This window comes from Quisquiliibacterium transsilvanicum (genome assembly GCF_014202215.1).
In the GTDB taxonomy this organism is placed as follows: Bacteria; Pseudomonadota; Gammaproteobacteria; order Burkholderiales; family Burkholderiaceae_E; genus Quisquiliibacterium; species Quisquiliibacterium transsilvanicum.
In genome coordinates this window covers 37916-59750 of record NZ_JACHGB010000001.1, presented here as the reverse complement: position 1 = coordinate 59750, position 21835 = coordinate 37916, and the positions used below count along the sequence as shown (strand labels likewise).

Genomic DNA, 21835 nt, shown 5'->3' with positions numbered 1-21835 from the left:
ACGCATGCCCCGCCGGGCGCCGGCGCAAATATCGCCCACCGCCCGCGCAACGCCACCGAACACACGAGATTCCGGAGCATCCATGAACACCCGTCCCACCCCCGCCGCCCGCCTGGTCCGCCAGGCCTTCGCCGCCGCCGCCCTCGCCTCGAGCCTGTTCCTGGTCGGCTGCGGGGACTCGCCCGAGACGATGCTCGCCAAGGCCAAGGAGTCCATCGAGAAGAAGGAGCCCAAGGCGGCCGAAATCCACCTGAAGAACCTTCTGCAGAAGGAGGACAACGCGGAGGCGCGGTATCTGCTGGGGATGCTGCACCTGGAAGCGCGCGACCTGCGCTCCGCCGAGAAGGAGCTGACGCGCGCCCAGCAGGCAGGCTTCGACCCCCAGCGACTCGCACTGCCGCTGGCGCGCACCCGGCTGCAACTGGGCGAGCCGCAGAAGGCGATCGACGAGGCCGCCAAGGCCGCCCCCACCGACCCGGTGGCCAAGGCCGAACTCGCCACGCTGGTTGGGCGCGCCTGGCTCGCGCTCGGCAAGCGCGACGAGGCCAAGCGCAGTTTCGAGTCCGCACTGCAGGCGAGTGCCGACCATGCGCCAGCACAGGCGGCGCTTGTTACCCTGCAAGCCGCCGGCGGAGACTTGCCCGGGGCCTCGGCAGCGATCGACCTCGTCCTCCAGAAGTCCCCCGCCAGCCCGGAGGCGATGTCCGTAAAGGCTGAGCTGGAGCAGGCGCAGGGCCGCCCCGCCCAGGCACGCGAATGGTTCGCCAAGGTGGCCGACGCCGACCCCAAGGACAGGGAAAGCAGGATCCGGCTGGTCATGATCGACACCCAGGCGGGCGATTTCGCCAAGGCCCAGTCCCGCGTGGACGAGCTTAAGCGCGTGACCGGCCCGGCGGCGATCACGATGTACCTGCAGTCGATGCTGCACTACCGGCAGGAGAAGCTCGAGCCGGCACGCGACGCCATCCAGGCCTCGCTGAAGGCCGCGCCCGACTACCTGCCGGCGCTGGCACTGGGCTCGGAGATCTTCCTGCGCACCGGGAACCTCGAGCAGGCCGAGCAGAATGCCCGGAAGGTGGTCGACCTCGCGCCGAATTCCACGCAGGGCTACCGCCTGCTGGGCGCCGCCCTGCTGCGCAAGAACGCCCCGGAGAAGGCGCTGGAGGTGCTCAAGCCCGCGCTCGACCGCGGCTCGAAAGATCCCGCGATCTACACGCTCGCCGGCGAGGCCTCGCTGCGCACCAACGAGCCGGCCAAGGCCGCAGCCTTCTTCGACAAGGCCATCGCCCTCGATCCTGACGATCCGCGCAAGAAGGCCGGCCTGGCCTTCGCGCACATCGCCGGCGGCGATCGCGAGCGCGGCATCGCCGAGCTCGAAACGGTGAGCCTGGCCGCGCCCGACGACGTGCAGGCGGACCTCGCGCTGGTCTCCACCCACCTGCGTGCCCGCCAGTTCGACAAGGCGCTCGCGGCCATCGACCGCTTCGAGAAGAAGCGCCCGGACAGCGCAGTCGCCGCCGCGCTGCGCGGCTCGGCGCTGCTCGGCAAGGGCGACGCCGCGGGCGGCCGCAAGGCGCTCGAGCTGGCGCTCTCGCGCGACCCCAAGTACCTCGCCGCCGCAAGCACCCTGGCCTCGCTCGACGTCCGCGAAGGCAAGCGAGAGGACGGCCGCAAGCGCTTCACCGCGCTGCTCGAACAGGATCCCCGCAACATTCCGGCCATGCTCACCCTGGCCCGATTCATCCAGTCCACCGCCCCGCGCGGCGACGCCAAGGCGGCCGACGAGGCCCTGGTCTGGCTGAAGAAGGCGACCGAGACCGATCCCTCCTCCGTGCAGGCCACGCTGGCGCTGGCCGGCTGGCACACCGCCCGCAACCAGGCCAAGGAAGCGGTGCCCATGCTGCAGCAGGCGCTAGCGAGGAACCCGGACGATCCGCAGATCCTCGATGCCCTGGGCACCGCCTACCTGCGCTCCGACCAGGACGTCCTGGGCATGGAGACACTGGAGAAAATCCTGCGCGCCCGCCCCGACGACGCGATGCTCCAGATTCGGATGGGCCAGCTCAAGATCTCGCGCAACGACGTCGATGGCGCGCTGGTGAACCTGCGCCGCGCGGTGCAGCTGCAGCCCAAGGCGATCGAGCCCCGCATCGCCCTGGCTGCGGGCCTGGCGCGCGCCGGCAAGGCGGCGGAGGCGCGCAGCATTGCCGCCACGCTGCAGAAGGAGGCGCCGAAGAATGCCGCCGGGCTGCTGCTCGAAGGCGACATCGCCATGTCCGAACGCAAGTTCGGCGACGCCGAGAGCGCGTTCCGCAAGGCGCTCGCCCTGCAGAAGGTCCTGCCGATCCAGATCAAGCTGCATCAGGCCGTCTACGCCGGTGGGGACCATGCCCAGGCCGACGCGATGATCCGATCGATGGTGTCGGCTCAACCGGACGACCTCGCGCTGCGCGGCTACGCCGGACAGTACGAAATCGCGCGCCAGCGCTGGAGCGCCGCCATCGCTCACTACCGCGCCGTGGTCGAGAAGCAGCCGGGCAACGCACTGGCGCTCAACAACATGGCCTGGGCGATGCACGAAGCCAAGGATCCCGCCGCGCTGGAGACCGCCGAGAAGGCGCTGGCCGCCGCGCCCAACGTGCCGTCGGTGATGGACACCGCAGGCGTCATCCTGGTGACCGCGGGCCAGGCCCCGCGCGGGCTGGAACTGATGCGCAAGGCCGTGGCGGCGGCGCCCAAGGCACCCGCGCTGCGCCTGCACCTTGCACAGGCCCTGCTGGACACCGGCGACAAGGCCGGCGCCCGCACCGAACTGGATGCACTGCTGAAGGACAATCCGCAGGGCCCGGTCGCAGAGCGCGCGCGCGAGCTCGAGAAGAAGCTGTGAGCCGCGGGAGCAGCGCGGGCCGCTTTGCGGCGGGTCGCGGGATGGCGGGTCGCTGACCCGCCGCCGGGGCAACGCGCCCCGGCATCCGCCCACAGCGCCTAGAAGCTGTAGCGATACTCCGCGTACACCCGGTCGCGGTCCGCGTAGCGCCCGAACATCCCGAAGGACGCCCCGCCGAAGAGGTCGACCCCCACCCGCAGGCGGGAGTGTCCGGCCTTCCAGGTGACCGCGGGCCGCAGCATCCAGTCGCTGCGCACCAGGCTGGAGATCGCCAGCATCTCGGCCTCCACGCCGCCGCCCAGGTCGTGGGACACCAGCAGGCTAGCGCCGTGCTCGTGCTTGCGCAGGCCGATGCTCGCGTCGTGGTCCAGGAAGATGCGCTGGAACACCTGCGCATTGACCCGCCAGGCATCCGCCGGCGTGAGATCCACCCCGGCAATCCAGTCGAGCGTCCGAAGCTCGAGCAGCCCGTCGGGCGCATCGGTCCGGGCGCTGGTGAAGCTGCGCCCGTCGGTGTGGATCACCTCGGACTTCAGCACCACGCCGTCGAAGTCCTTCGACAGCGTGCCCCCAACCCGGGTGATCCGGTCGTAGCGCGGCCGGTAGACCGCAGTGGGCTGCGGCGCGTCGAGAACCGTGCGGTAGAAGGTGGCGGCGCTGTCCGGGCTGCGGTAGGCGAAGGCGGACAGGTCCCAGCCCGCCGCCATCGTCGATCCGCGCACCCCGAAACCGCCGTTGGAGAACCTGCGCGACGGCCGCTCGTCGCCCTCGATGTCGTAGGCCAGCCCGGGCAGCGGCGGCGGATAGGGGTAGAACTCCGCGCCGGGCTTGCCGATGCGGTCGGTGGCCGGCGCGGGCAGCCAGACCAGTTCCACATGGGTGTTTTCGCCGAACCACTCGGCGCGCGCCGCCCACTGAGGAATGCGGATCTGCTCGAACTCCGGCAGGACGAACTCGCGCATGTCCTTCGCCGACACCACGTCGGCGAAGAAGAGTCCGACCATCTCGCCCCAGATGATGTTCTGCTTGCCCAGGCGGAACTCCCAGTCGCCCGCCGAGAAATCCATATAGGCCTCGCGCAGTTCCAGCTCGCTGCGCTGGTCGCGGCGCACCGGCCCGGGATAGAAGTCGGTACCTTCGTAGACCGCGTCGTATCCTGCGCGGGCCGACAGCTTCCACTTGATCCCTGCGCCGAGCTGCCCGGTGCCGGCCAGTTCAGCCCGGCCCCGCAGCTGCGACCAGTGCGCGGGGCTCGCAAAAGTGTAGGCGCCGCCGGCCTGCACCCAGCCCTGCCAGCGGGCCGGCTGCCCATCGGCGCCGACGGCTTGGGCCTGCCCCGGCACGCCCGCCAGTCCCGCGGCCAACGCCGCCGCGCAGGCCGCGCCCCGCCGCAGGCCAAAGATGTTCCCCGTCCGCATCGAATTCCTCACTTGCTAGCTTTCGTCGCCGCCCGCCCCGGGCCATCGCCCTGCCCTCGTCACGGCGCAGCGCGCGGTCAATGTAGTTCCTGCGCCCCCGCCGACAAAGCGGCAGAGTCAGCCTCCGGGCCGCCGACCGGGTCTGCGAACACCGTCGTCGCCACCAGCTCCGGCCGCACCATCACCCAGCGTCCGTCGCCCGGGTGCCGCACGCCGAGCGACGTGAGCTGCCCATCCTCGATGCGCACCAGCCGGTCCGCCGCCGCGATCACTCGATCGTCATGGGTGGAGAAAACGAAGGTGGTGCGGTACTTCTGGTTGATCGCCTTCATCAGGCGCAGGATCTCGGTGCCCGTCTCATGATCCAGGTTCGCGGTGGGCTCGTCGGCCAGGACGATCCGCGGATTGACCACCAGCGCGCGGGCGATCGCCACCCGCTGGCGCTGGCCGCCAGAAAGCTGGTTGGGGCGGTGCCTCGCGTGGCGTGTCAGGCCCACCAGCTCCAGGAAACGGTTCACCCGGTCGCGCCGCTCGCCCCGCGATATCTCTGCGAATTGCAGCAGCGGGTACTCCACGTTCTCGTAGGCGCTGAGCACAGGGAACAGGTTGAAGGTCTGGAAGATGAAGCCGACCTTGCGCGCCCGGTACTCCGCCAGCTGATCCGGCGTCTGCCCGCTCACGTCGCGCCCGTCGATCACGATCCGACCGGCGGTGGGACTGTCGATGCACCCGACCAGGTTCAGCAGGCTAGACTTGCCGCTTCCGGACGGCCCTGCAATGGCCAGGAACACCCCTTCGGCGATGTCCAGGCTGACGTCGCGCAGGGCGGACACCACCTGCCCCCCGAGCCGGTACTGCCGCGACACGTGTTCCAGTGAGACCAGGGCCATCCGCCACTCCGCGAGCCCGGACGCATCATCCGCGCGCCCGGCGATGACCGAATGTAACCGATCGAGAGCGAGACTAGCGATGCATGAACCGATCAACGGACCCAAGGCGGTCATCGCAGCCCTGCTGCTCGGCACCGCCCTGGCCGCCGGCGCGCAGTCGCCCGCAGACTCCCGGCTGGTCTCCACCGCCGCCGGGCTGTCCGCACCTGCCGCAGCCGCGACTGGCACCCAGTCCGCCGAGGCGCCCACGACCGCAGCAGGCGCCCCGGCCCAAGACGACACAGCCGCGCGCGAGCGCGCCAGCGAGATCGTGCGGCGCGCGGACGAGATCCGCTTCCCGCGCGACGCCTTCTCCGTGGAAGTGCGCGTCGGCTCGACGATCCGCGGCGAAGCCCAGGAGCCACGCCGCTACCGCATCCTCTCGCGCGACAGCGAAGACACCATCGTGCAGACGCTCGAACCCGAAGTCGAGCGCGGCCAGAACCTGCTGATGAAGGGACGCGAGCTCTGGATGTTCATGCCCAGCGTGTCGCAGCCCGTGCGGCTGTCGCTGTCGCAGAGGCTCACCGGCCAGGTGGCCAACGGGGACCTGGCGCGCACCCAGTTCGCCAAGGACTACGAAGCCCGGCTGGTGGGCTCGGAGAAGATCGACGGCAAGGACCACCACGTGCTCGAGCTCACCGCCACCGAGCGCGGCATGACCTACCCGAAGATCCGCTACTGGGTGCGCGCCTCCGACCTGCACCCGCACCGGGCCGAATTCCATGCGATGTCCGGGAAGTTGCTCAAGACCTGCCGCTTCGAGAACTACCAGACCCTCGGCGGCCGCGTGCGCCCCACCCGGCTGGTGATGACCGATGCACTGAAGGAAGGCGACGAATCGGTGCTGGACTACTCCGGACTCGCCGCGCGCAACCTGCCGGCGCGTATGTTCACCAAGGAGTATCTGAAGCGGCTCGAATGAGCATTGCCCTCCGGCGGCGACCCGGTCGATGACGGATCGCCGCCGAAGCGAGCGAATCCGCCGACCGTCAGGAATCCCTGTGACGCGCCCCACCAGCGGGCGCATCCTCGAATCAAAGATCAACAACATTCGAGAGACCGCAGCGAGAGATCCCTGATCAGGTGGAAGCCGCCATGACCGCAATGACCTGTGTAGCCGACAACGATTTCCTGGACCGCGACACCATCATCTCGGGCTCGGATTTCAACTGGGCGATGCCGCAGGAACCCAGGATGGCACCAATCGCGCTCAAGCCGCGACCCACGCCTTCTTCGCCGACCAGCTTCCGCATCCGCCTGGCCAACACCGAGGGCCGGCGCAGCACCGCGAGCTACCTGATCCAGAAGATGTACGGCTGGCGCGGCTACGCCACAGCAGACTGCCAGGCCACCCCGGAGCAGATCACGCTGGTGGCCTCGGACGGCCAGCGCGCCCTGGGCACGCTCTCCGTCGGTTTCGACTCCTGGCGCGGACTGCTGGTCGACACCCTCTACCGGCGCGAAGTGGATGCGCTGCGCGATCACGGCGCCGTCCTTTGCGAGTTCACCAAGCTCGCCGTCGACAGCAGCGAGCAGTCGCGCGAGCTGCTGGCCATGCTGTTCCACATCGCCTATATGTACGCCCGCAGGCTCAATGGCTGCTCGGACCTTCTAATCGAAGTCAACCCCAGGCACGTGCGCTTCTACAAGGCGATGCTCGGCTTCGAAGTGATCGGTTCGCAGCGCACCTGCCCGCGGGTCAACGCTCCCGGCGTCCTGCTGCGCCTCGATCTGTCCTACACCGAGAGCCAGATTGCGCTTTACGGCGGACACCGCGAACTGGCCGGCTCGGTCCGTTCACTCTACCCGCTGGCCTTCTCCGCGGACGAGGAAGACGGCATCTGCGGACGCCTGCGCGCCCTGGGCTAGTTCAAGCCAGTTGTCAAGGCATGAACCGGCCAAGACCGGCCAAAATCGACGCGCGGTACTAAATTGCCGGTTTGAAGTCAATCCAGTTCTTCCTTTACGCTACACTTCCGCTGCCGGGAGCCTGCAAGCTTTCCCATTCCCGGCCCCTTTAGGGAATGGAAGCCGTTGGAAAACTCCTTCAACGCACGGTCATTTGCCGGCGTCGGCAATGACCTGCCGGGCCTCGAATCTGTCGAAGCCGGTCACGTCCTCGCAGAAACGGACGCGCAACCCCTCATCGAGCTGCCCGCCAGCAATTCCGGGCGCTTCGCGATCCGCACCGCCGATACCCATGGCAGGCGCAGCCACGCCAGCTACCTGATCCACAAAATGTATGGCTGGCGCGGCTACTCCAGTGCCCCCCTGCCGGACGATCCCAACCGCCTCACCCTGATCGCCTACGACGACGGTCACGCCGTGGCAACCATCACCGTGGGCATCGACTCCCCCGCCGGCATGAGCGTCGAGTCGCTGTACCCGCAGGAAATCGACCAACTGCGCGCCTCAGGTGCGTGCCTGTGTGAGTTCACGCGGTTTGCCATCGACCGGAGCGAACACTCGCTGGACCTGCTGGCGATGATGTTCCATGTCGCCTTTCTGTTCGCGCGCCGTCGCTTTGGCGCCTCCCATCTGCTGGCCGAGGTGAATCCCCGCCACGTCCTCTTCTACCGGAGGATGCTCGGCTTCAAGGCCCACGGCCCGGAGCGTATCTGCCCCCGCGTCGGCGCCCCCGCGGTGCTGCTGATGCTCCCCCTGGACTGGGGCGAGGAGCAGGTGGCACGCTACGGCGGTCGCCGTGAGCTTACGAAGTCGATGCGCTCGCTCTATCCTTACTTCTTCTCGCCGAAGGAGGAGGCCGCGCTGCTCAAGCGCCTGCTGAGCCCGGAGGCGCGGGCTGCGGCCTGAACGCCCCGGTCGCCAACGGCGGCGACCCAGGCAGACACGGTCGACTGGCTCCCTTCAGACGTTCTGGCGCAATGCGTCCACCACCGGCACCTTGAGCAGGCGCCGCGCCGGCACGAACGAGGCCGCCACCGTGGCCGCCACACCGATGCCGAAGGCCAGCGCCAGTTCCCAGGGCACCACACGGATCGACGCGACATAGCCCACGTTGGCGTTCGGCGGCGGCGGCATCGGGATGCCCACCGCCGAGATCAGCAGCGCCAGCAACACCCCCAGCAGCACGCCCAGCACCGATCCCACCACCCCCAGCAGCGCGCTCTCGGTGACGATCAGCCGGACCACGTCGGCATGCCGGTTTCCAAGCGCCATCATCGTGCCGAACTCGCCCAGCCGCTCGAAGGCGCCCATGTTCACGCTGTTGACCACCGACAGCAGCACCATCGCCAGGATGATCAGCCGCAGGCCGCCGAACTGCGTCTCGTACAGCGTGACGGTCTTGGCGTAGAAGTCGTTGAGGTCCGGCCAGGCGCGCACCTCCAGCCCCGAGCCCGCCAGCGCGGCGCGCAGCTGCCCGGCTGCACGGTCGGTGTCCGGAGTGCTTGCCAGTTCCACAACCAGGGTGTTTACCCCCCGCGAATCCAGCAGCTCGCGCGCCGCGGGCAGCGAGATCTGCGCGGTGCGGGCATCGAAGTCGCGCGAGAAGGTCTGGAAGGTGCCCACCACCTCGAGGTCCAGCGTGTTCAGCCCGCCGCCGTGCATGTTCGCCACCAGCACCACCCGGTCGCCCACCGCCAGCTGCAGCGCCTGCGCCACCCCCTGCCCGAGCAGGATGCCGTAAGCGTCGTCATCGGTGAGCCGCCGGCCGCTGGAGAGCATCAGATGGCTGCCCAGCGCGGCCTCCTTGCCCGGCTCCACGCCCTGCACCGCGATCGCGAGGTCGGCCCGGCCGTTGTTGATCAGCCCGGAGAACAGCACGCGGGCCATCACCCGCTCCACTCCCGGCAGCGCCTGCGCCTTCGCCGCGATCGCGCCCCCGTTCTCGATCAGGTAATCCTCGGGTTTGCGCGAGCCATGGGTGAAGAAGCCCTCGCGCGCCACCTGTAGGTGACCGGACTGCGAGTGGATCACCGCCTCGCCCAGCTGCACGAAGATGTCGCGCACGAAGCCTCCGCTGAGCACCAGCCCGGCCACGCCGAAGACGATCGCCGCCAGGGTCAGCGCGGTGCGGGTGCGCTGGCGCAGCAGGTTCCTCAGGGCGAGCTTGAGCATCTCGGGTGCCGCCTCAACGGTTGAAGCGCAGGGCGTCGACGATCACCAGGCGCGAAGCCTTCCAGGCCGGGTAGACGCTGGCCGCGCAGGTGGTGAGCACCGCCAGTACCACCGCGTCGGCCACGATGCCGGGCGTCACCATGATCTCCCCGTCATAGCCATGCGCCATGCCCGGCGGCGGCGGAATGGGAATGCCGATCCAGGAGATGGTCCAGCCCAGCAGCAGCCCCAGCACCACGCCTGCGGCCGCCCCCGCCACGCCCAGCACCAGGCCCTCGATGAAGAAGCGGCGCAGCACCGTGGCACGCGAGCTGCCAAGCGCCATCGCGGTGCCCACCTCGCCGGTGCGCTCGATCACGCTCATCATCTGCGAGTTGCTGATCGACAGCACGATGATGATCCCGATGATCAGCTTCATGATCACGACCTGCTTGGCGTAGAGGTCGCGGCTCTTGCGATAGAAGTCGGAGGAGTCGATCCAGCGGCTGAACTCCAGGCCGCTGCCGGCGAAGCGGCTGCGCAGCGCCTCGAAGACCTCGTCGGTGCGGTCGGTGCGGTCCAGCAGCAGCACCCAGGCGTGCGCCCCGTCCGCCCGCAGCAGCTTCGCCACAGCCGCCCGCGGCAGGCGCAGCGCCACGTCGTCGTAGGCCTTTGAGATTGACGAGAAGATGCCGGTCACCGTAGCCTCGATGGCGTTGACGCCACCCGCCTCGGTGTTGGCCACCAGCGCCACCCGGTCGCCCGGCTTCACGCCCAGGTTCGCGGCCAGCCCCTCGCCCACCAGCAGGCCGTCGGTGTCCGCATCGGTGAGCTGCCTGCCCTCAAGGATGCGCAGCCCGCCGCTGAGCTCCCGCTCGCGCCCCGGCTCCACGCCCTCCCCCACGAAGGACACGGTGGCGTCGCCCAGCGACACCAGCCCGCTGAAGAACAGCCGCGGCGCCACCTCCTTCACGCCCGGCAGCCGGGCGATCTCTGCCCGTTGCGGCGCCTTCTCCGGCAGCAGGAAGGCGAACGGATCCGCCTGCCCTGCCTGCGTGAAGCCTTCCTTGTGCACCCTCAGGTGGCCGAGCTGGGAATGGATGGTGGCTTCGCGGTAGTTCCAGAAATTCCACTCGACGAAGCCGCCGGCGAGCATCAGCGCGATCACTCCGCCCGAGATTGCCACGCCGGCCAGCGCGGAGCGCCGCGGCTGACGCAAGATGTCGCGCGCCGCCAGGAGAAGGTCGGTCAACCAGCTGCGCACCGCACCTCCCGGTTGGTTGCGGCGATCAGGACCAATCTCCCGAGATCGCCAGGACACACGCATTTTCCCACGCCCGACCGGAGTGCTAAAGTCGTCCGGTTCCCTTACATCGCGCCCCGGACCCCATGCAGCAGCCCGCCGTCCCCAGCTTCTCCTACCACGAGGCCTTCTCCCGAAACATCGGGTGGGTGACCCGCGAGGAGCAGGGGACGCTGCGCGGCAAGCGGGTGGCCATCGCCGGAATGGGCGGCGTCGGCGGCTCGCACCTGCTCACGCTCACCAGGCTCGGGGTCGGCGCCTTCAATGTCGCGGATTTCGACCACTTCAACCTGGTGAACTTCAACCGCCAGGCGGGCGCCCGCACCAGCAGCCTGGGGCGCCCCAAGGCGGAAGTGCTCCCCGAGATGGCGCGCGACATCAACCCCGAGCTGGACATCCGCGTGTTCCCGGAGGGCGTCCATGCCGGCAACCTCTCGGCCTTCCTGGACGGCGTCGCGGTCTACGTCGACGCACTCGACTACTTCGCCTTCGATGCCCGCCGCGCCGTCTTCGCCGAGTGCCACCGCCGCGGCATCCCGGCGATCACCGTCGCGCCCCTGGGCATGGGCGCCGCGCTGCTCAACTTCCTGCCGGGGCGGATGAGCTTCGAGGAGTACTTCCGGCTCGAAGGCTGCACCACCGAGGAAGAGATGGCCATCCGCTTCCTGATCGGGCTGTCACCGGCCCTGCTGCAGCGCACCTATCTCGTCGACCCTTCGGCCGCCAACCTGGCCGAGCACCGGGGCCCGTCCACGCCGATGGCCTGCGAGCTGGCCGCCGGCATCGCCGCCACAGAGGCCCTGAAGATGATGCTGGGCCGCGGCAAGGTGCTCGCCGCCCCGTGGGGAATGCACTTCGACGCCTACCGCTGCCGGCTGGTGCGCACCTGGCGGCCGTTCGGCAACGCGAACCCGCTGCAGAAGCTCGCGATTGCGATCGCGCGGCGGGTGCTCAAGAGTCCGCGGCGGGGGCCGGCGGGCTGAGCCGAGCAGTCACGCGCGACGTTTCCATACGCTGGGGTCACGTCGGCCGTGGAAAACAGCAAGCACGACCACGACGCTCTCGCGGACCCGAAAATAGATCGCGAACGGGAAGCGCCTTGTAGCAGTTCTCCGGATGTCGCCAAACACCACGGGGTAACGCGCGGGATTCTCCGCCACCTTCTCGATCGCCAGGCCAACCTCGGACGAGAACTCATCGCCGAGGCCGTGACGCTGACTTTCATACCAGATCGCAGCTTCCTCGAACTCGGCGCTTGCCGCCCGTCGGAATACGATCCTGACGGTCATCGTCCGAGACGAACTCGAATCGATGCCCTGACCTCATCCCACGAAACGACGTCGTCGGGGAATTCGTCATCGTCAGCGACCCGTCGATCCAGCTCGATTCGTTGAGACTGGCTGAGGGGGAATCGCCGCGCATCGGCGCAGATGGTCGCCCAAATTTCCTCGACGAGGGCCAGCCTTTCGTTCAGGTCGAGCTTGTCGATTCCCAGGGACCTTGCGGTGACTGCCATGGCATCCTCCAACGTGTCGATGACTTTAGCACCCCGAACCAGATCCAGCGGTAAGCGTCACGTGACGTCGCGCAGGAAACAGAGGCATTGCTGCCGCCGTTCGTCGATACGAATGCCTCGCTGGCTCGGTGCTCACCGCACCTCCCTCCTGCGCCGCAGCATCCGCAGCATCGCGTGTTCCGCCTTCATCGGTACAGACAGCCCGCGCCAGATCTCGTCCAGCCGGGCCTGGACCTTCGGCGAGGGCGTGGTGCGCGGCGCGGTCTGCAAGAAGTAGAAGAAGTCGACGAAGGCACAGGGCGCCTCCACGTAGGGCCGCGGCAGCGCGGCGCGCGCGCTCTCGAGCGCGTAGTCCACCGGATAGGCCGCCTGCAGCGACACGTCGTAGTCATGCGCGGTGATCGGCGGCGCGAGCTTGGCCACCTCGGCCACAAAGATCTCGCGGGTGCGCGCAGACTTCAGCAGCCCGAAGTCGAACAGGTAGAAGCCGCCGTCGGCCCCCAGCAGCGAGTTCATCCGCGTGAACACCTGCCGCAGGCTGTCGTCGTCCGGCAGATGGTGCAGCGCAGAAGTGGAGATCACCAGGTCCACCTTCCTGCCCTCCAACGAGGGCAGCGTGCGGATGTCCTCCTGCAGCACCGAGACGTTGGAAAGCCCCCGCTCGCGCGCAGCGCGCTGCAGGTGCTCCAGCATCGTCGGCGACAGGTCCGCTCCGATGAACTCCACCTCCGGGTAGAGCGGCGCAAGCTCCAGCAGCAGCGGCCCCGGCCCGCAGGCCAGGTCCACCACCACGTCGCCCGGCCGGATCAGCGAAGCCAGCTCGCGCATGTGATGCAACTGCAGTGCCGAGGTGGGTCCGCCCCACTCGTAGGCCTTGACGTAGGACGCCACCTGCTCGGCGTCGGTCATCGCCTCGGGCTCGGTGATGCGTGCCGGGCGCTGCGGGCTGGTCATCTCCAGCCAGACGATCTTGGGTACGGGCAGCATGCGGCCCCTTCAGCCCCGGCGCGCCGGCTTGGCGGCCAGGAGGTTGTAGCAGTTGCCCGAGACCTCCTCGCGGACGATCTCGAATCCCGCGGCCACGAAGCGGGCGCGAATGTCCGCCTGCTCGTAGGGCGTCACCAGGATGCCCTTGCGGATGCCCCAGTCATTGATGCGCTGCGCAATCCCCCGGAAGGGCTGCGGCCCGCGCGGATACAGCAGCACGTTGGCCGCCAGCGTGCCGCCCGGCTTGAGCACCCGGTGGATGCCGCGCAGCGCGCCGGCAACGTCCGGGAAGCAGTGGACCGCGTTGGCAACGTTGGCGGTGTCAAAAAAGTCGTCCGGGAAATCCATCGCGGCCACGTCGGCGTGCTCGAGCGCGATGTCCGGCTCGCGCCGGAATCGATGCATCGCCCCCGCCAGCATGGACTCGGCATAGTCAACTCCGGTGACCTTCACCCTGGGCAGCCCCTTGCGCCGGCGCCAGCCCAGGATCATCTCGAACAGCGTGCCGGTGCCGATCGCCACCTCCAGGTGATTGGCGCCCATGTTCGGCCCGAAGAAGCGCAGCTGGTTCCACAGCGTGCTCCGATAGGCGAATGTGAGGATAAGGAAGCCGCGAACGTCGTACCACCAGGGCTCGGATGAATAGGCTTGGGCGATTTCTTCGCGGGTTTTCTTCCGTACGGGCGAATCCTGTCCGTTGCTCAAGGGCATCTCGTTCGGCGCGTGCCGCCGCCTGTTCGTTCGGTTCGCGCGCTCGCAAGGCTGCGGGCGGCACCCCACGCGGTCCACCGGGACCAGGGCGACAGGGAGTTTCGCGAAATTTTACGCGCCGCGCGGGAGCTCGCAGGCGCCTTCGGTCGGCCGGTGCCCCGTGGCCATCGGGCGCACCGGCTGGCCAACCACCGGACACCGGCGTGAGGCCATCTGGGTGGTGTCGAAATCCTTTACACCACCCATTCAGCCAGGCCTCAGAAGATCTTCTATCTCGTTGTTTTATATACGTTTTCAGGAGCTGGCACGCCACGTGCATGATGTATCGCGCAAGGCAGGCCCAAATGATTGCGGCGCCTTAGTCACCGACCTCCCAGAGGAGAAACACATGTTGAAACGCACTCTCACCTCCGCCGCAGTGGCTGCTGCCTTCGCCTTTGCTGCGGCGCCTGCTTCCGCCGAATTCATGGACTTCCAGGTTGCCGAAGGTTCCGTGCCCGGCAACGCTGTGAACACCTTCACGGCCGACAAGCTGAACGGCGGCTTCGCCGAGTACGTCACGCTCACGAGCGCGACCACGTTCACCGCGAGCGCGTACGCCACGTTCAATGCGTTCTACAAGAACGAAGGCGCGAATCTCGTCGCGCCGGTCCAGATCAACGCGCTCGGCGGCTACCAGCTCTACGCGCTGTTCAGCGCCCAGGGAACTTACGCCGGCGCCAACTTCACTGGTGCAACGGGTGCGTTCACGCTGTACATCGACCCCGACCAGGACACGACGCTGAGCTTTGACGCCGGCTACAACGCGGTCCGTGGCGGCACGACCACCGATGACTACGAAGTCGCCTTCACGACCGACCTGACCTCTGGCAGCGGCGACCTCACGGCCGCCCCGGGCGCGTATGACTTCAAGTTCACGAACTTCACGCTGACTCCGGAAGGCGCAGCGTACTTCTTCGATCCGAGCCCGTTCTACATCAACGTGCAGGTCAACGGCGACAACGACCAGTTTTCCGGCACCAACCCGATCTTCGTGACCGGCGACGTCAGCGCCGTGTTCGTCCCCGAGCCGGGCACGCTGGCCTTGGCCGGTCTCGCGCTGGGTGCAATGGGCTTCGTCTCCCGCCGCCGTCGCGCCGCCTGATCGCGGTCGACAGGATCCCGGCATTATCGGGATCCGCAGTGCAGACGGCCGGACGAGAGTCCGGCCGTTTTCTTTCTTGAAGGGTCGCGCGCACGGACGAGTGCCGCTTGAAAGAAGCGCCCGGCACGCGCGCCAGTCCCCGATTCAACGCAGATACCACCCCATCGCCGCATCCAGCCCCTGCCCCAGCCGGTGCGTGGGCGCATAGCCCAGCATCGACTCGGCCTTGCCAATGTCAGCGAGAGAGTGCCGCACATCCCCCGCGCGGAATTCCGCGAAGCGCGGCACCACCGCCCCGGCTTCGGGCCGCTCCCGCGCCACCCGTTCCCGGATCAGCCCGAAGAGCTGGTTGAGCGTGGTCCGCTCCCCCACCGCCACGTTGAAGGCCTCATGCCCCGCAGGCAGCGCCGGCGCCAGCGCAGCCAGCACGTTCGCCTGCACAGCATTGGCGACAAAACAGAAATCCCGGCTCGTCTCGCCGTCGCCGTTGATCGCCACCTGCGATCCGCGCACCAGCGACGCGATCCATCGCGGAATCACTGCCGCATACGCCCCATCCGGATCCTGCCGCGGCCCGAACACATTGAAGTAGCGCAGCCCCGCGCACTGCATCCCGTAGGTGCGCGCATAGACCTCGGCGAATACCTCATCCACGAACTTGGTGGCGGCATACGGCGACAAGGGCTTGCCGATGCGGTCCTCCACCTTCGGCAGTTCCGGGCTGTCGCCGTAGACCGAACTGGAAGACGCATAGACGAAGCGCTTCACCCCCGCATCCCGCGCCGCGGTCATGATCCGCACGAATCCGGACACGTTGGAGTCGAAAGAATCCACCGGCCGGTCGATCGAGCGCGGCACCGATCCCAGCGCCGCCTGGTGCAGCACGTAGTCCACGCCGGTGCAGACGTCGCGGCAGGCCGCGTCTTCGCGGATGTCGCCTTCCATGAAGCGGAAGCGCGCCCAGGCCTGGTCGCCCACCAGCGCGCGCACCTCGTCCAGGTTGCGCCGGAAGCCGGTGGAGAAGTTGTCGATGCCGGTCACGCGCTGCCCGGCGCGCAGCAGCGCCTCCAGCAGGTTGGATCCGATGAAGCCGGCAACGCCGGTCACCAGCCAGTGCGCGGGATTTTCGAGCAGACGCTCGTGCAACTCCGCGGGGAGCAGCGCGTTGTCGGGGGACATGCGGGAAGCGTTCATCGGGCGGGGCCCAGGGAAGGCGAAGTCATCGGAGGCGAGGCTGTCGCGCAGGCCGCGGGCGCCATGCCCCTGCGGCCGGCCGCAGTCTACAACCTCCACACATTGAAGCCCGCCCCTTCCAGCGCCCCGCGGTCGAACGCGCACTTCACGTCCGCGAACACCCCGCCCGGCACCAGCTTCGCCGTCAGCTCGCCCAGCGGCATGTCGCGGTACTCGCGATGCGCCACCGCCGCCACGATGGCGCTGGCCTGCGGCAGCTCGTCCCACGGCGTCAGCGACACCCCGTACTCGTGCTGCGCCTCCGCATCCTCGGCCACCGGATCATGCACGTAAACCTTCGCCCCGAAGGACTCCAGCTCGCGGATCACGTCGATCACTTTGGAGTTGCGCAGGTCGGGCACGTCCTCCTTGAAGGTCAGCCCCAGCACCACCACCGGCGCGTCCTTGACGTTCTTGCCGGCCTGGATCAGGCGCTTGACCACCTGCTCGGCCACGAACTTGCCCATGCCGTCGTTGATGCGCCGGCCGGCCAGGATCACCTGCGGGTGGTAGCCCAGCTTGTCGGCCTTGTGGGTCAGGTAGTAGGGGTCCACGCCGATGCAGTGTCCGCCCACCAGCCCGGGGCGGAAGGGCAGGAAGTTCCACTTGGTGCCGGCGGCCTTGAGCACCTCCATGGTGTCGATGCCGATCTTCTCGAAGATCAGCGCCAGCTCGTTCATCAGCGCGATGTTCAGGTCGCGCTGGGTGTTCTCGATCACCTTGGCCGCCTCGGCCACCTTGATGCTGCTGGCGCGGTGCACGCCGGCGGTCACCACCGCCTCGTAGAGCTTCGCCACGGCCTCGAGGGTGGCCTCGTCGTCGCCAGACACCACCTTGACGATGCGCGGCAGCGTGTGCTCCTTGTCGCCCGGGTTGATGCGCTCCGGCGAGTAGCCCACGTGGAAGTCCTGCATCCACTTCATCCCGGAGTGCTTCTCCAGCACCGGGATGCACTCCTCCTCGGTGGCGCCGGGGTAGACGGTGGACTCGTAGACCACGGTGGCACCGCGCTTCATGTTCGTGCCCACCGAGCGACTGGCCGAGATCAGCGGGCCGAAGTCCGGCTGGTGCGCGTCGTCGATCGGGGTGGGCACGGCCACGACGATGAAGTCGGCAGCAGCCAGCTGGCCGGGGTCGCTGGTCACCGTAAGCATCGTCGCGGCCTCGAACTGCTCGCGCGAGACCTCGCCAGTGGGATCCTCGTGCCGGCGAAAGTGCTCGATCTTCGCCTCGGCGAGGTCGAAACCGATGGTGGGAAACACCTTGGCGAACTCGACTGCCAGCGGCAGCCCGACGTATCCGAGCCCAACGACGGCAACAGTGCTCATGGAGATCCTGGAAGAAGGCGATGGGAATGCGCGAACGATACGCCCCGCACGGTTTCCGCGCGGCGACAAAATTCCTCTCTTGGAGGCCCATGAAGTCTACAATGGGCAGTCCCGAGGCAAGGAGTACTGCACCGTGACATTCCGCCGAGCGGCACCCATTGCACGATCGCTGCGCATCGCCCCGGTCGCGCTTCTGCTGCTCGGCGCCACGGCCCTCGCGCAGGCAGCAGGCTCCCCTCCTCGGGTTGGCGAAAGCCCCGCGCACGCGGCGCCCTCCTCTGCCAAGGCGGCCCAGCTGGCCGCGCAGGCAACCCCCTCCCCAGCACAGCTGATCGAACAGGGCACCCGCCTCGAGCACGGCGAAAGCGTGCCGCGCGATCTCGCCGCGGCCCACGATCTCTACTGCAAGGCAGCCCGCTCGGATTCCCCCGACGCCTTCCTGCGCCTGGGCTGGATGTACGCCAACGGCCGCGGCGTCGAGCGCGACGACTCCATCGCCAGCACGCTGTTCCGGCGCGCCGCCGACGCCGGCAGCGCGGTGGGCGCGCGCCTGTCGGAGGCCATCCGCGGTAGCGAAGACCGCCTGCCGGAGTGCCTGACGAAGGCGGCGCAGGTCGCGCAGGCCGACCGGGGCCCCACCCCCACTGTGAGCGACCCCGCGCAGTTCCGCGCGCCGCGCGGCGGCATCGAGCAGCAGGCGCTGGTGGCCGCGGTGGTGCGCATGGCCCGCGAATTCCGCCTCGATCCCCGGCTGGTGTTCGCGCTGATCCGGGTGGAATCGGGCTTCGACCCCATGGCCCGCTCGGTGAAGAATGCCCAGGGCCTGATGCAGCTGATCCCCGAAACCGCCGAGCGCTTCGCGGTGCGCAACGTCTTCGATCCGCTGGAGAACCTGCGCGGCGGCATGAGCTACCTGCGCTGGTTGCTCTCCTACTTCGAGGGCGATGTGGTGCTCACCCTGGCCGCCTACAACGCGGGCGAAGGCGCGGTGAACCGCCATGGCGGTGTGCCGCCCTACCCCGAGACCCTGGCCTACGTGCAGCGCATCCGGGCGTTCTATCCGTTCGACCAGCATGCGTTCGACCCGAAGGTGGCCCGCAACGGCCCGCCGCGGATCCTGCCGGCACGCATCCCCGGGCCGCGCACCGAAGCTCCGTTCACCATCGCCAAAGCGGGCTGAACATGCGCCAAGACCGCCGCCTGATGCTGCGCGGCACCGGCCTGCTCACGATTGCCCCACTTCTCGGCACCGCGCTGCTCGCGCCACGCCCCGCCGCCGCCCGCGACCTGCCCGCGCTGGTCGCGAAGGTACGGCCCTCCATCGTGGCCATCGGCACTTTCGAACGCCTGCGCAACCCCCAGTTCCGCTTCTCCGGCACCGGCTTCGCAGTGGACGACGGCAACACCGTGGCCACCTGCGCCCATGTGCTGCCCACCCTCGAGCCCGCCACCCAGGAACGGCTGGTGCTCGCCGCACCCGCACCGGGAGGCGGCGTGCGGGTGTCCTCGCTCACCCTGCAGGCCAGCAACCGCGACGTCGACCTCGCGATACTCCGCTTCGACGGCCCCGCCATGCCGGCTCTCCAACTGTCCGCGCCGGACGCCGCTGCCGAGGGCGTGGAGGTGGTGCTGATCGGCTTTCCCATCGGCGCGGCCCTCGGGCTGTATCCGGCCACCCATCGCGGCCTGGTGGCGGCCATCGCCCCCATGGCCATCCCCGGCCGCAGTTCCTCCGGCCTGGACGCCGGCGCCGTGAACCGGCTGCGGGGTCGCCCCATCGAGATCCTCCAGCTCGACGCCACCGCCTACCCGGGCAACAGCGGCAGCCCGCTGCTGGACACCCGCGACGGACGGGTGCTGGGGGTGGTCAACATGGTCACGGTGAAGGGTTCGCGCGAAAGCGCCATCTCCGCGCCCAGCGGCATCAGCTACGCTGTACCCTCCAGCAATCTCGCCGCTCTGCTCGCCGGGCGGTGATGAAATAGTTCCTCGCGCGGTCCCCGCGGCCGCGTCGACACTGCATATCATTGCCGACAAACGGTCACGAAAAATTGTGCGGTCCGGCGTTAAGCTGACCGCAATCCCCAGGAGTTGCCCATGATCCGACTGTTCGCCGCCCTGTTTGCCGCCCTGCTGATGGCCGGCTGCGCTTCCAGCCTGCCGCCCGCGCCGCTGAAAGCCGCCACGCCCGACTACAAATACCTGATCGGCGCAGGCGACTCCCTGAACATCTCCGTCTGGCGCAACCCCGAGCTTTCGGCCACCGTTCCGGTGCGCCCGGACGGCAAGATCACCGCGCCGCTAGTCGAGGACATGGTGGCCATCGGCAAGAACCCCACCGAGCTTGCGCGCGAGATGGAGGCAAAGCTCAAGAAGTACATCCAGGACCCGGTGGTCACCATCGTCGTGCAGGGCTTCGTGGGCCCCACCAGCGAGCAGGTGCGCATCGTCGGCCAGGCGGCACGCCCGGCGGCGCTCAACTACAAGCAGGACATGACGGTGCTGGACGCGATGATCTCCGTGGGCGGAATCACCGAGTTCGCCGCGGGCAACCGCGCGGTGCTGATCCGCGCCACCGAGGCCAACAAGGCCTACAACATCCGCCTGCACGATCTGCTCAAGCGCGGCGACGTCACCGCCAACGTGGAGCTGCGCCCGGGCGACGTCATCATCATCCCGGAGAGCTGGTTCTGAGCCCCCGGCCGGCAACGGAGTTCCGCTAGATGCAAGAAATTCTTCAACTCCTCCGCACCATCCTGCGCGGGGTGTGGACCTACCGTTGGTGGGGGCTGCTCACCTCGGCCTTCATCGGCTTGGCCGGCGCCCTCTACGTGATGACGCTCAAGGACCAGTACCAGGCCACCGCCCGCGTCTACGTAGACACCCAGACCATCCTCGCACCGCTGATGAAGGGCCTGGCGGTACAGCCCAACATGCAGGAGCAGATCGGAATGGTTGGCCGCACGCTGGTGAGCCGGCCCAACGTGGAGCGCGTGATGCGCACCTCCGACCTCGACCTCACCACCAAGACGCCCCAGGAGCGGGACGCGATGATCGACGGCCTGATGAAGTCGATCCAGTTCGCCCCGGTACGCGGCGCGGCCAACCTCTACACCATCTCCTACAACCACGAACAGCCCCGCTCCGCGCAAGCCGTGGTCCAGTCGCTGCTGTCCATCTTCGTGGAGTCCAACCTCGGCAACAAGCGGCGCGACACCGAGCAGGCCCGCCGCTTCATCGACGAGCAGATCCGCCAGTACGAGCAGCGCCTGCTTGGGGCGGAGAGCGCGCTCAAGGATTTCAAGATCCGCAACATCCAGATGATGCCCAGCCTGGCGCGCGACTACGTCACGCGGGCCGGCGAACTCGAGTCACAGCTGGAAGCCGCCCGGCTGGAACTGAACCAGGCCGAGACGGTGCGCGACGAGCTGCGCCGCCAGCTGGCGCTGGAGCCGCCCACGCTTCCGGCCACCGGAATGATGTTCGGCAGCGCGGGGGGCAGCGCCTTCCGTTCGCAATACGACGACCGCATCAACACCCAGCGCCAGCGCCTGGACGAACTGATGCTGCGCTACACCGAGCAGCATCCCGACGTGCAGGGCGTCAAGCGGGTGATGCAGCAGCTGGAGCAGCTGCGCGCCGAGGAGATCAAGGCCGAGACCGAACGCGCGGCGTCCGCCGGCACCCAGGGGCCGGGCACCGTTTCCAACCCGGTACACCAGCAGCTGCGCGCCTCGGTCACCGAAGCCGAAGTCACTGTGGCCTCGCTCGCCCGCAAGGTGCGCGACTACCAGGCCCGCCTTGCCGAGGCGCAGCGCGGCGCCAACGCGGTCCCTGAGGTGGAAGCCGAGTACCAGCAGCTCAACCGCGACTACGACGTCAACAAGCGCAACTACGAGCTGTTGCTGGCCCGCCGCGAATCCGCGCAGATGTCCACCGATATCGAAGCCTCCGGCGGCGGCGCCGAGTTCCGCGTTGTCGACCCGCCACGGGTAGCGCCCAAGCCCGTGTGGCCCAACCGTCCGCTGCTGCTGGCGGCAGTGCTGGTGCTCTCGCTGGGCGCCGGTGCGGGCGTGGCCTTCCTGCGCGACCAGCTCCGCCCCACCTTCTTCGATCTGCGCACGCTGCGCCAGGTGAGCGGCATGCCCATCCTGGGCGCAGTCACCCTGGTCACTGACGCCAAGACGAATGCGGCGGCACGCAGGGGGCTGATCGCATTCTCGGCTAGCGCGCTGTCCTACATCGGCCTGTTCCTTGCCGTGATGACCTGGCTGTCGCTGCGCAGCCTCACCACGTAATCCGCGGACGGATCCCGAC

At 68.5% G+C, this 21835-nt stretch carries 20 protein-coding genes; 10 read left to right on the top strand and 10 right to left on the bottom strand.

The annotated features are described in order from the left end of the window. Positions 1 to 82 precede the first annotated feature (82 nt). Positions 83 to 2887, top strand: coding sequence for an XrtA/PEP-CTERM system TPR-repeat protein PrsT (gene prsT, locus HNQ70_RS00245; RefSeq protein WP_183963167.1), 2805 nt, complete (start codon positions 83 to 85; stop codon positions 2885 to 2887). Between the two features lie 98 nt (positions 2888 to 2985). Here prsT and HNQ70_RS00240 read toward each other — a convergent pair whose 3' ends face one another. Both HNQ70_RS00240 and HNQ70_RS00235 read right to left on the bottom strand, forming a co-directional pair. After that, positions 2986 to 4305 carry a DUF1302 family protein gene (locus HNQ70_RS00240; RefSeq protein WP_183963166.1) on the bottom strand — a complete coding sequence of 440 codons (1320 nt, stop codon included), beginning with the start codon at positions 4303 to 4305 and terminating at the stop codon, positions 2986 to 2988. Between the two features lie 77 nt (positions 4306 to 4382). Further along, on the bottom strand, positions 4383 to 5195 hold the full coding sequence (locus tag HNQ70_RS00235) for an ABC transporter ATP-binding protein (protein ID WP_183963165.1): 813 nt from the start codon (positions 5193 to 5195) through the stop codon (positions 4383 to 4385). A gap of 79 nt (positions 5196 to 5274) precedes the next feature. Here HNQ70_RS00235 and HNQ70_RS00230 point away from each other — a divergent pair, with 79 nt between their 5' ends. The 3 genes from HNQ70_RS00230 (at position 5275) to HNQ70_RS00220 (ending at position 8051) form a co-directional block, all read left to right on the top strand. Further along, positions 5275 to 6159, top strand: coding sequence for an outer membrane lipoprotein-sorting protein (locus tag HNQ70_RS00230; protein ID WP_183963164.1), 885 nt, complete (start codon positions 5275 to 5277; stop codon positions 6157 to 6159). A 173-nt stretch (positions 6160 to 6332) separates the two neighbouring features. Further along, positions 6333 to 7106 carry an N-acyl amino acid synthase FeeM domain-containing protein gene (locus HNQ70_RS00225; protein WP_246434500.1) on the top strand — a complete coding sequence of 258 codons (774 nt, stop codon included), beginning with the start codon at positions 6333 to 6335 and terminating at the stop codon, positions 7104 to 7106. Positions 7107 to 7271: 165 nt separating this feature from the next. Beyond that, on the top strand, positions 7272 to 8051 hold the full coding sequence (locus HNQ70_RS00220) for an N-acyl amino acid synthase FeeM domain-containing protein (RefSeq protein WP_183963162.1): 780 nt from the start codon (positions 7272 to 7274) through the stop codon (positions 8049 to 8051). Positions 8052 to 8105: 54 nt separating this feature from the next. On the opposite strand, the gene HNQ70_RS00215 is transcribed toward HNQ70_RS00220, so the two are convergent. Continuing rightward, positions 8106 to 9317, bottom strand: a complete 1212-nt coding sequence (locus HNQ70_RS00215) for an ABC transporter permease (RefSeq protein WP_183963160.1) — start codon at positions 9315 to 9317, stop codon at positions 8106 to 8108. Between the two features lie 13 nt (positions 9318 to 9330). After that, positions 9331 to 10548, bottom strand: a complete 1218-nt coding sequence (locus HNQ70_RS00210) for an ABC transporter permease (RefSeq protein WP_221302579.1) — start codon at positions 10546 to 10548, stop codon at positions 9331 to 9333. A 137-nt stretch (positions 10549 to 10685) separates the two neighbouring features. On the opposite strand from HNQ70_RS00210, the gene HNQ70_RS00205 reads away from it, so the two are divergent. Continuing rightward, the gene (locus HNQ70_RS00205; protein ID WP_183963156.1) at positions 10686 to 11582 is read left to right on the top strand and encodes a ThiF family adenylyltransferase; all 897 of its coding nucleotides are present in this window, start codon (positions 10686 to 10688) and stop codon (positions 11580 to 11582) included. A 9-nt stretch (positions 11583 to 11591) separates the two neighbouring features. Here HNQ70_RS00205 and HNQ70_RS00200 read toward each other — a convergent pair whose 3' ends face one another. The 4 genes from HNQ70_RS00200 to HNQ70_RS00185 form a co-directional block, all read right to left on the bottom strand. Further along, a complete protein-coding gene (locus tag HNQ70_RS00200; protein ID WP_183963154.1) occupies positions 11592 to 11888 on the bottom strand; it encodes a type II toxin-antitoxin system RelE/ParE family toxin in 297 nt (98 codons plus the stop codon). Further along, entirely contained in the window at positions 11885 to 12115 is a 231-nt protein-coding gene (locus HNQ70_RS00195; RefSeq protein ID WP_183963152.1) for an addiction module protein, read from the bottom strand. The genes HNQ70_RS00200 and HNQ70_RS00195 overlap by 4 nt, the downstream gene beginning before the upstream one ends. 132 nt (positions 12116 to 12247) lie before the next feature. Next, positions 12248 to 13102 (bottom strand): class I SAM-dependent methyltransferase, encoded by an 855-nt coding sequence (locus tag HNQ70_RS00190; protein WP_183963150.1) that lies wholly within the window; start codon positions 13100 to 13102, stop codon positions 12248 to 12250. Between the two features lie 9 nt (positions 13103 to 13111). Further along, positions 13112 to 13807, bottom strand: a complete 696-nt coding sequence (locus HNQ70_RS00185; protein ID WP_246434498.1) for a class I SAM-dependent methyltransferase — start codon at positions 13805 to 13807, stop codon at positions 13112 to 13114. Between HNQ70_RS00185 and pepA the strand changes: the two genes are divergently transcribed. Continuing rightward, positions 13800 to 14957, top strand: a complete 1158-nt coding sequence (gene pepA, locus HNQ70_RS00180; RefSeq protein ID WP_183963146.1) for a flocculation-associated PEP-CTERM protein PepA — start codon at positions 13800 to 13802, stop codon at positions 14955 to 14957. The genes HNQ70_RS00185 and pepA overlap by 8 nt on opposite strands. 144 nt (positions 14958 to 15101) lie before the next feature. Here the strand turns inward: pepA and HNQ70_RS00175 are convergent, their stop codons facing one another. Further along, positions 15102 to 16136, bottom strand: coding sequence for an SDR family oxidoreductase (locus tag HNQ70_RS00175; protein ID WP_183963144.1), 1035 nt, complete (start codon positions 16134 to 16136; stop codon positions 15102 to 15104). A gap of 101 nt (positions 16137 to 16237) precedes the next feature. Continuing rightward, positions 16238 to 17518: a nucleotide sugar dehydrogenase gene (locus HNQ70_RS00170; RefSeq protein WP_183963142.1), complete on the bottom strand. Its 1281-nt coding sequence runs from the start codon at positions 17516 to 17518 to the stop codon at positions 16238 to 16240. Between the two features lie 133 nt (positions 17519 to 17651). On the opposite strand from HNQ70_RS00170, the gene HNQ70_RS20335 reads away from it, so the two are divergent. The 4 genes from HNQ70_RS20335 (at position 17652) to HNQ70_RS00150 (ending at position 21816) form a co-directional block, all read left to right on the top strand. Beyond that, positions 17652 to 18698: a transglycosylase SLT domain-containing protein gene (locus tag HNQ70_RS20335; RefSeq protein ID WP_183963140.1), complete on the top strand. Its 1047-nt coding sequence runs from the start codon at positions 17652 to 17654 to the stop codon at positions 18696 to 18698. 2 nt (positions 18699 to 18700) lie between these two features. Beyond that, positions 18701 to 19495 carry a S1 family peptidase gene (locus tag HNQ70_RS00160; RefSeq protein ID WP_183963138.1) on the top strand — a complete coding sequence of 265 codons (795 nt, stop codon included), beginning with the start codon at positions 18701 to 18703 and terminating at the stop codon, positions 19493 to 19495. Positions 19496 to 19615: 120 nt separating this feature from the next. Beyond that, positions 19616 to 20212, top strand: coding sequence for an XrtA/PEP-CTERM system exopolysaccharide export protein (locus tag HNQ70_RS00155; protein ID WP_183963136.1), 597 nt, complete (start codon positions 19616 to 19618; stop codon positions 20210 to 20212). Between the two features lie 29 nt (positions 20213 to 20241). After that, positions 20242 to 21816: an XrtA system polysaccharide chain length determinant gene (locus tag HNQ70_RS00150; protein ID WP_183963134.1), complete on the top strand. Its 1575-nt coding sequence runs from the start codon at positions 20242 to 20244 to the stop codon at positions 21814 to 21816. The last annotated feature ends 19 nt before the right edge of the window (positions 21817 to 21835 follow it).

Excerpts from the sequence above, each read along its gene's own strand:
- prsT (WP_183963167.1), top strand. The coding sequence starts at position 83 with ATGAACACCCGTCCCACCCCCGCCGCCCGCCTGGTCCGCCAGGCCTTC.
- HNQ70_RS00240 (WP_183963166.1), bottom strand. The coding sequence starts at position 4,305 with ATGCGGACGGGGAACATCTTTGGCCTGCGGCGGGGCGCGGCCTGCGCG.
- HNQ70_RS00235 (WP_183963165.1), bottom strand. The coding sequence starts at position 5,195 with ATGGCCCTGGTCTCACTGGAACACGTGTCGCGGCAGTACCGGCTCGGG.
- HNQ70_RS00230 (WP_183963164.1), top strand. The coding sequence starts at position 5,275 with ATGCATGAACCGATCAACGGACCCAAGGCGGTCATCGCAGCCCTGCTG.
- HNQ70_RS00225 (WP_246434500.1), top strand. The coding sequence starts at position 6,333 with ATGACCGCAATGACCTGTGTAGCCGACAACGATTTCCTGGACCGCGAC.
- HNQ70_RS00215 (WP_183963160.1), bottom strand. The coding sequence starts at position 9,317 with ATGCTCAAGCTCGCCCTGAGGAACCTGCTGCGCCAGCGCACCCGCACC.
- HNQ70_RS00205 (WP_183963156.1), top strand. The coding sequence starts at position 10,686 with ATGCAGCAGCCCGCCGTCCCCAGCTTCTCCTACCACGAGGCCTTCTCC.
- HNQ70_RS00200 (WP_183963154.1), bottom strand. The coding sequence starts at position 11,888 with ATGACCGTCAGGATCGTATTCCGACGGGCGGCAAGCGCCGAGTTCGAG.
- HNQ70_RS00195 (WP_183963152.1), bottom strand. The coding sequence starts at position 12,115 with ATGGCAGTCACCGCAAGGTCCCTGGGAATCGACAAGCTCGACCTGAAC.
- HNQ70_RS00190 (WP_183963150.1), bottom strand. The coding sequence starts at position 13,102 with ATGCTGCCCGTACCCAAGATCGTCTGGCTGGAGATGACCAGCCCGCAG.
- HNQ70_RS00175 (WP_183963144.1), bottom strand. The coding sequence starts at position 16,136 with ATGTCCCCCGACAACGCGCTGCTCCCCGCGGAGTTGCACGAGCGTCTG.
- HNQ70_RS00170 (WP_183963142.1), bottom strand. The coding sequence starts at position 17,518 with ATGAGCACTGTTGCCGTCGTTGGGCTCGGATACGTCGGGCTGCCGCTG.
- HNQ70_RS00160 (WP_183963138.1), top strand. The coding sequence starts at position 18,701 with ATGCGCCAAGACCGCCGCCTGATGCTGCGCGGCACCGGCCTGCTCACG.
- HNQ70_RS00155 (WP_183963136.1), top strand. The coding sequence starts at position 19,616 with ATGATCCGACTGTTCGCCGCCCTGTTTGCCGCCCTGCTGATGGCCGGC.
- HNQ70_RS00150 (WP_183963134.1), top strand. The coding sequence starts at position 20,242 with ATGCAAGAAATTCTTCAACTCCTCCGCACCATCCTGCGCGGGGTGTGG.